General features: G+C 62.1%; 7 protein-coding genes. 2 read left to right on the top strand and 5 right to left on the bottom strand.

The window, feature by feature from the left end; genetic code table 11:
- Positions 1–82: 82 nt before the first annotated feature.
- The 5 genes from Q0W88_RS10090 to ahpC form a co-directional block, all read right to left on the bottom strand.
- Positions 83–1,612: a cryptochrome/photolyase family protein gene (locus Q0W88_RS10090; RefSeq protein WP_297803121.1), complete on the bottom strand. Its 1,530-nt coding sequence runs from the start codon at positions 1,610–1,612 to the stop codon at positions 83–85.
- The gene (locus Q0W88_RS10085; RefSeq protein WP_297803118.1) at positions 1,609–1,749 is read right to left on the bottom strand and encodes a DUF2256 domain-containing protein; all 141 of its coding nucleotides are present in this window, start codon (positions 1,747–1,749) and stop codon (positions 1,609–1,611) included. Before Q0W88_RS10085 ends, Q0W88_RS10090 begins: the two co-directional genes overlap by 4 nt.
- 62 nt (positions 1,750–1,811) lie before the next feature.
- Complete coding sequence (locus Q0W88_RS10080; RefSeq protein ID WP_297803115.1) at positions 1,812–3,503, bottom strand: hypothetical protein; 1,692 nt, start codon at positions 3,501–3,503, stop codon at positions 1,812–1,814.
- A 57-nt stretch (positions 3,504–3,560) separates the two neighbouring features.
- Positions 3,561–5,114 (bottom strand): alkyl hydroperoxide reductase subunit F, encoded by a 1,554-nt coding sequence (gene ahpF, locus Q0W88_RS10075; protein WP_297803112.1) that lies wholly within the window; start codon positions 5,112–5,114, stop codon positions 3,561–3,563.
- A gap of 98 nt (positions 5,115–5,212) precedes the next feature.
- Positions 5,213–5,776: an alkyl hydroperoxide reductase subunit C gene (gene ahpC / locus Q0W88_RS10070; protein WP_297803109.1), complete on the bottom strand. Its 564-nt coding sequence runs from the start codon at positions 5,774–5,776 to the stop codon at positions 5,213–5,215.
- 258 nt (positions 5,777–6,034) lie between these two features.
- On the opposite strand from ahpC, the gene Q0W88_RS10065 reads away from it, so the two are divergent.
- Both Q0W88_RS10065 and Q0W88_RS10060 read left to right on the top strand, forming a co-directional pair.
- Entirely contained in the window at positions 6,035–6,298 is a 264-nt protein-coding gene (locus Q0W88_RS10065; RefSeq protein ID WP_297803106.1) for a DksA/TraR family C4-type zinc finger protein, read from the top strand.
- A gap of 23 nt (positions 6,299–6,321) precedes the next feature.
- Positions 6,322–6,577 (top strand): hotdog fold thioesterase (locus Q0W88_RS10060; protein ID WP_297803103.1); only part of this gene is annotated, 256 nt, incomplete at its 3' end.

Here is a 6,577-nt window from a genome sequence, read left to right as displayed (position 1 = left end):
CGATGAGCCCTTGCAGATGTTCAATACGGCCTACGACTGGGGCTCGATCAGCATGCGCAGCCTGCGCGTCGGTTAATCCGGCTCACAGGGCATCCAGTCGCGCGCGCAGTGCGGCGGCGTGTTGCCGGATCGCGTCGGTTTCGGCCGTATCCATGGCCGCCAGATTGCGATAAACCATGCCGATGCGGGGATTTTTGGAAAGACGCTCGGCGTGGCGCAGATGGAAATCCCAGTACAGCGCATTGTACGGACAGGCTTCCGGCCCGATCCGTTGGTCACGTTTATAGACGCAGCCGCGGCAGTAATCGCCCATGCGGTGCATATAGGCGGCACTGGCCGCATACGGCTTGCTGGCCAACAGACCGCCATCGGCGAATTGGCTCATGCCCAGCGTGTTCGGCAGTTCAACCCATTCGAAGGCGTCGATGTAGATGCCCAGATACCAGCGGTGCAGGGCTTGTGGATCGAGACCGGCAAGCAGGGCGAAATTGCCGATGACCATCAGCCGCTGGATGTGATGGGCATGGGCATGCTTGAGCGAATTGCCGATGCTCTCCTGCAGACAGCGCATGCGGGTGTTTCCGGTCCAGAACCACGCGGGCAAGGGCGCATCATGCCCCAGTGCATTGTTGCTGTCGTACCCCGGCATGTGTGCCCAGTAAACGCCGCGGATATATTCACGCCAGCCCAGGATCTGCCGGATGAACCCCTCAACGGCGGCCAGCGGCGCATGGCCGTTGCGCCAGGCGGTTTCCGCGGCGGCGATGACTTCCCGTGGATGCAGCATCTTCACGTTCAGGGCAAATGACAGCAGCGAATGGAACAGGCGGGCCGCGCTCGTACTCATGGCATCCTGATAGTCGCCGAAATGCGGCAACGCCTCGCGGATGAAGGCGTCGAGCATTTGCAGGGCTTCGTCACGGTTCACCGGCCAGCGCAAAGCCGATGCCGAATTGTCCCCGAAACTCCGGACGCCGGCACTGCAGATCGCCTGCCAGAGCGCCGTGTGGTCATGTTGAGGGCGGCGATCCACCGGCTCGGGCGGCTGGCCGCGCCAGGGTTTGCGGTTTTCGGCATCGAAATTCCACTGGCCGCCCACCGGGTCGCCATCAGGCTCGAGCAGAACGCCATGCTTGCGGCGCATGTGCCGGTAAAAATTCTCCATGCGCCACTGCTTCTTGCCGGCGAACAGATTCCGGGCCTCGAACCGGTTGGCGAGGAAGTGCATGCTGGAGGTTTTTCCACCCGCGTATCCGCTTCCGGCGAACCAGGCATCGAGCTGGATGTCCAGACGGTATTCATCGGGAGCCTGCCACTCGAAACGCCCTGCCTTGGTTTCGCTCAGCACAGCCTCGAGATTTCCGGTCAGGCTTTGACGGTTTCCGGGATCATCGATCGTGAGGTAACGGACCTGATGTCCTGCCGAGCGCAGTTGTTCCGCCAGAGAACGCATGCCGGCGAAAATGGCCAGAATTTTCTGGGCATGGTGCAGCACGTAATCGGTTTCCTGGCGGACTTCCATCAGCACATACAGCACCTCCGGATCGACCTGCTCAAACCAGGGGTGCAGTGGATTGAGCTGGTCGCCCAGCAGCAGTCGCACGGTTTTCATGCTTTGACCGGCTCCCGCCGGCAGCGCTCCGAACAGTATTTCACATGGTCCCAATCACGCGCCCATTTCTTGCGCCAGGTGAATGGCCGGCCGCAACGCAGACAGGGCTTGCTGGGCAGAAAGGGTTTTCGGTGCATGGCCGGTCTCCGTTGTTGATTCCCATCCTAGGCGCTGTGCCGTCATCCCGGGGTGAATGGGTTCAGGGCCGCGTCAGGGTGAGTTCCAGATCGGTGATACCCTGTTGGCCCTGCGGCCCCTGCCACCGATGCGAACCCGGAAGCACCTTGATCTTCAGTCGGAAATCGAGCGCATCGAGCTCGGTGTCCTGTGCCCCGGCGCGCGCCAGATGCCAAACGACTTGACGCAGTATCTCGGGTTGCAGCGCATTACCACCGACATAGCCGATGCTTCCGCCCGGGTTCACGGCAGAAGTGGCGGAGAGTGGCTGCATCCGGCCTTTCGACCACAGCAGTTCGGCGCCCGGGGCCAGATAATGTCCGCGCACGGTCCAACCGCCGGCCGCTGTGCGTGATCCCGGCGGTTCGAACCACCAAGCCCCGGATTGCCCGCTGGCTTCCAGCTGCATTCCATCGGCGACAAGGCGTACAGTCAAGGCACTGGTTTCATCGATGCCGATGCCGGCCTCCGGTGCATGCGCTGAGGATTCGGCAATCGCGCCCATCAGCGTGACCAAACGCAGCTCGCGGCGGCGTTCGGAGACGTGGGTATCCACCAGAACGTTGCCGAACAGATTGAGTCCGCCGCCTTTCCACCAGGTCAGATCGTCTTCCCGTAGCGGTATCGGGCAACGCTTGGCGCGTTCACAGCCTTCGGGCATGCTGCCATGGAACGCGATGGCGCCGTAGGTGAGGGCATTGACGCTGGTACCGTTGGTGATCATGCCATAAGGTCCGGACTGCACCGCTGCGCCGGCACTGGTGCCGGCCACGACCAGGTCTCCGCGCAGAAACGCGGCACGGACGGATCGGAGCCAGGGGTTGGGTGTGTCATCCCGGGTAAAAAAGGTTTGCCGGTGCAGCCATTGATCGCCGCCATCCAGAAACAGGGCCTGGACGTTATTCGGAACCGCATCCAGTGTCTTGGCATCGGCGCAGGCGGCTTTCTGTTCGGCATCCAGATCGGGAAAAGCGCGCTCCCGCCCCAAGGAGGAGAACGCATCCCGACGCAGGGTCTGCAGGTAGCGACAGCCACCGGTGCCGCCGAACCGCGCCTCGGCCAGTGCCGCATCGACCGGCCACCAGACCGGCTCGGCGCCGGCCTGTGTCAGCAGATCACGGTAGAAATCGACGGCATCGAAACCGTTCGCGGAAGCGGATGTGGTGAAGGCGATCCGCGGTTTGCGGCCGGGACTGCGCTTGCCCGCTTCGGCAACCAATTGCCGGAATAGGGCGGCGTCAAAGGGTCGGTTGCCGCCATCGAGACGGACCTGTTCGCGTCTGCGTACGCCGCCGTCCTGCTGCAGCAGTTCAAAGGCCGATGCAATCAGGTCCTGCTCCTGGGTCAGCAATCGGTTCCAGGTTCCGGCATCGGCCTGTTCAAACGTCTTGCTCAGAGATTTTGCATCAAGTGCGCGGTTACCCGCCGACGCATGGGCCGTGTCGAGCATGCGCTTCAGCGCGGCCATTTCGGGCGCGCCACGCCGCATGCTCCAATAGGCGGGATCGAGGATTTCGGAAAAATGGCTGGCGTCGATTCGAAACTGTGGCGCACCGCGCGCCCCCGGGAAATCGCGCTGATCGGGCCGGCAATCCTCGGCGAGCAGGCTTGAGCAGGTGCGGTACGAGCCGCCCATCAGAATCAGGGTCGGCGTTTCTGCCGCCCGGCTGCAGACACCAAACAACAGAAGCAGGGCGGTTGTTGCGTATTTCACAGGCTGGCCTTGCGTGTAGAGGGCGGGCCTCTATGCTACCGCATTGATTCGGGCCGGTCAGTGTCCCTGACCGCCGCGGATCAGGTGGTCGAAAGCGCCGAGGGCCGCGGTGGCGCCGGCACCGGTGGCGATGATGATCTGTTTGTAGGGCACGGTGGTGCAGTCGCCGGCGGCGAACACGCCGGGCACGCTGGTCTGTCCGCGGGCATCGATTTCGATTTCGCCGCGATTGGACAGCGCCACCGTTCCTTTCAGCCAGTCGGTATTCGGTAGCAGGCCGATCTGCACGAAGATGCCTTCCAGATCGATGCGGTGCAGTGCATCGCTGGCGCGGTCGCGGTAACTCAGGCCGTTCACTTTCTGGCCATCACCGTGCACCTCGGTGCTGAGGGCGTTGAGGATGATGCTGACGTTCGGCAGGCTGCGCAGTTTGTTCTGCAGCACGGCATCGGCACGCAGCTGCGTGTCGAATTCAATCAGGGTGACCTGGGCCACGATGCCGGCCAAGTCGATGGCGGCCTCGACCCCGGAATTGCCGCCGCCGATGACCGCGACGCGCTTGCCCTTGAACAGCGGGCCATCGCAGTGCGGGCAGTAGGCCACACCCTTGTTGCGGTATTCGGCTTCACCGGGTACGTTCATTTCCCGCCAGCGGGCGCCGGTGGACAGCACCACCGTTTTGCTTTTCAGCGAGGCGCCGTTGGCCAGCTTCACTTCCACCAGCTCGCCGGGCACCAGCTCCACCACACGTTGCCCGTTCATGATGTCCACCTCATAGGCTTTGACATGCTGTTCCAGCGCCATGGCCAGTTTCGGGCCGTCGGTTTCCGACACCGAGATGAAGTTCTCGATGGCCAGCGTATCCAGCACCTGGCCGCCGAAGCGTTCGGCCGCGACCCCGGTGCGGATGCCTTTGCGCGCCGCATAGATGGCGGCGGCCGCGCCGGCAGGGCCACCGCCGACGATCAGCATGTCGTAAGGCGCTTTTTCGGCCAGGGCGCGGGCATCGCGCTCGGCGGCGCCGGTATCCAGCCGTGCCACGATTTCCTCGAGACTCATCCGGCCACTTCCGAAATCGACGGCATCGCGGAACACCTTCGGCACCGCCATGACCTGGCGTGCCTCGACCAGTGCCGGGAACATCGCGCCGTCGATCATGGTGCTGGTGTAGTTGGGGTTGAGCACGGCAATCAAATTGAGCGCCTGCACCACATCCGGGCAGTTGTGACAGCTCAGTGAAATGAAAGTTTCGAAGTCGGCGTTGCCGGGCAGAGTCTTGATCTGCGCGATCAGGGCGTCTTCGACTTTCGGCGGATGGCCGCCGGTCTGCAGCAGGGCCAGCACAAGCGATGTGAACTCATGGCCCATCGGAATGCCAGCGAAGTGGATGCGCGGACTTTCACCGGGCACGGCGACGCCGAACGAGGGGCGCAGGGCGTGGTTGCCGTCGAAACTCAGACTGATCCTGTCCGAAAGCGCGGCAATCGTTTCCAGCAGCTCGCGCAGCTCCGCGGCCTTCGGGCTGTCGTCCAGGCTGGCTATGAGGGCAATGGGCCGACGCAGCATGCCCAGATAGGTCTGCAGTTGCGTCCGAAGGGTGGCATCAAGCATGGAGTTCTCCTGGATTCAGGCCGCAACATCCCGGCTCCCCGGTGTTCCGGGGAGGCGGGCGGTACAGCGTGTTTCCGCAGTTGCGGAATGAATCGGTGTCAGATCTTGCCGACCAGATCCAGCGACGGGGCGATGGTCTTTTCGCCTTCCTTCCACTTGGCCGGGCAGACCTGGCCGGGATTGGCGGCGGTGTACTGGGCGGCTTTCAGTTTGCGCAGGGTTTCGCTGACGTCGCGCGCGATTTCATTGGAATGCACTTCGGCGGTTTTGATGACGCCATCAGGGTTGATCACGAAGGTGCCGCGCAGCGCCAGACCTTCTTCATCGATGTGCACGTCGAAAGCGCGGGTCAGTTGATGGGTCGGATCGCCGACCAGCGGAAACTTGGCTTTGCCGACGGCCGGCGAGGTTTCGTGCCAGACCTTGTGCGAGAAATGGGTGTCGGTGGTGACGATGTACACTTCAGCGCCCATTTTCTGGAACTCGGCATAGTTGTCGGCGGCATCTTCGACTTCGGTCGGGCAGTTGAAGGTGAATGCGGCCGGCATGAAAATGAGCACCGACCACTTGCCTTTCAGGCTGGCGTCGGTGATTTCAACGAATTTGCCGTTGTGAAAGGCTTGTGCTTTGAACGGGGCGACGGCGGTATTGATCAGGGACATGAAGTTTCTCCGGGAGGGTTATGAATCGCAACCTGACAATGGTAGTCCGTCGCTATTAATAATTCCAATTGATTGATATTATCATTGTCATAGTCTAAGGCTATTAAGCTGTCAATGCTTGTTGCCGTATCCTGCCCGGCCTAAAATATGTAGCCATGAATGATCCGAATATGCCGTTTCTCCGATTTTGCTGCCGCACAAAGGCCGGCGGCCTGGCTGCGGATGCCGTATTGTCCCGACAATACGGGGGCTGCTGACATGGCCGGGGGCTGGAGCCGTGATGGCGCGGTACAGGATCAGATCGATGCCAGCGTCGATGAGGCCATCGCCCGTGCACGGGCCAAGCTGGCGCGCGGCCAAAGCCTGACCAACTGCGAGGAATGCGATGCGGCCATCCCCGAAGCACGCAGAATGGCCGTCCCCGGGGTGCGTCTGTGCATTGAATGCCAGCGCATGCAGGATGCCGACACCGCCCACAGTGGCTACAACCGACGTGGCAGCAAAGACAGCCAATTGCGCTGAAATCACCTCACAATGGAATTGTCATGGCTTTGAAGAATCTCCCGCTCGAAACCGTCAACGGCTGGAGCCGTAACACCCTGATGCAGACGCTGGCCATTGAATGCATCGAAATCGGCAGTGATTATCTGGTGGCCCGCATGCCGGTCGATGCCCGCACGCACCAGCCGGCCGGCCTGCTGCACGGGGGCGCCAGCATGGCCTTGATCGAAAGCATTGGCTCGATGGGCTCGGGTTTATTGCTGGATGACAGCCGTGAAATGCCGGTCGGTATCGAAATCA

The organism is Arenimonas sp. GDDSR-1, from assembly GCF_025980345.1.
Classification (GTDB): domain Bacteria; phylum Pseudomonadota; class Gammaproteobacteria; order Xanthomonadales; family Xanthomonadaceae; genus Arenimonas.
The sequence above is the reverse complement of the archived record's forward strand: the minus strand, read 5'-3'. Positions and strand labels throughout refer to the sequence as shown.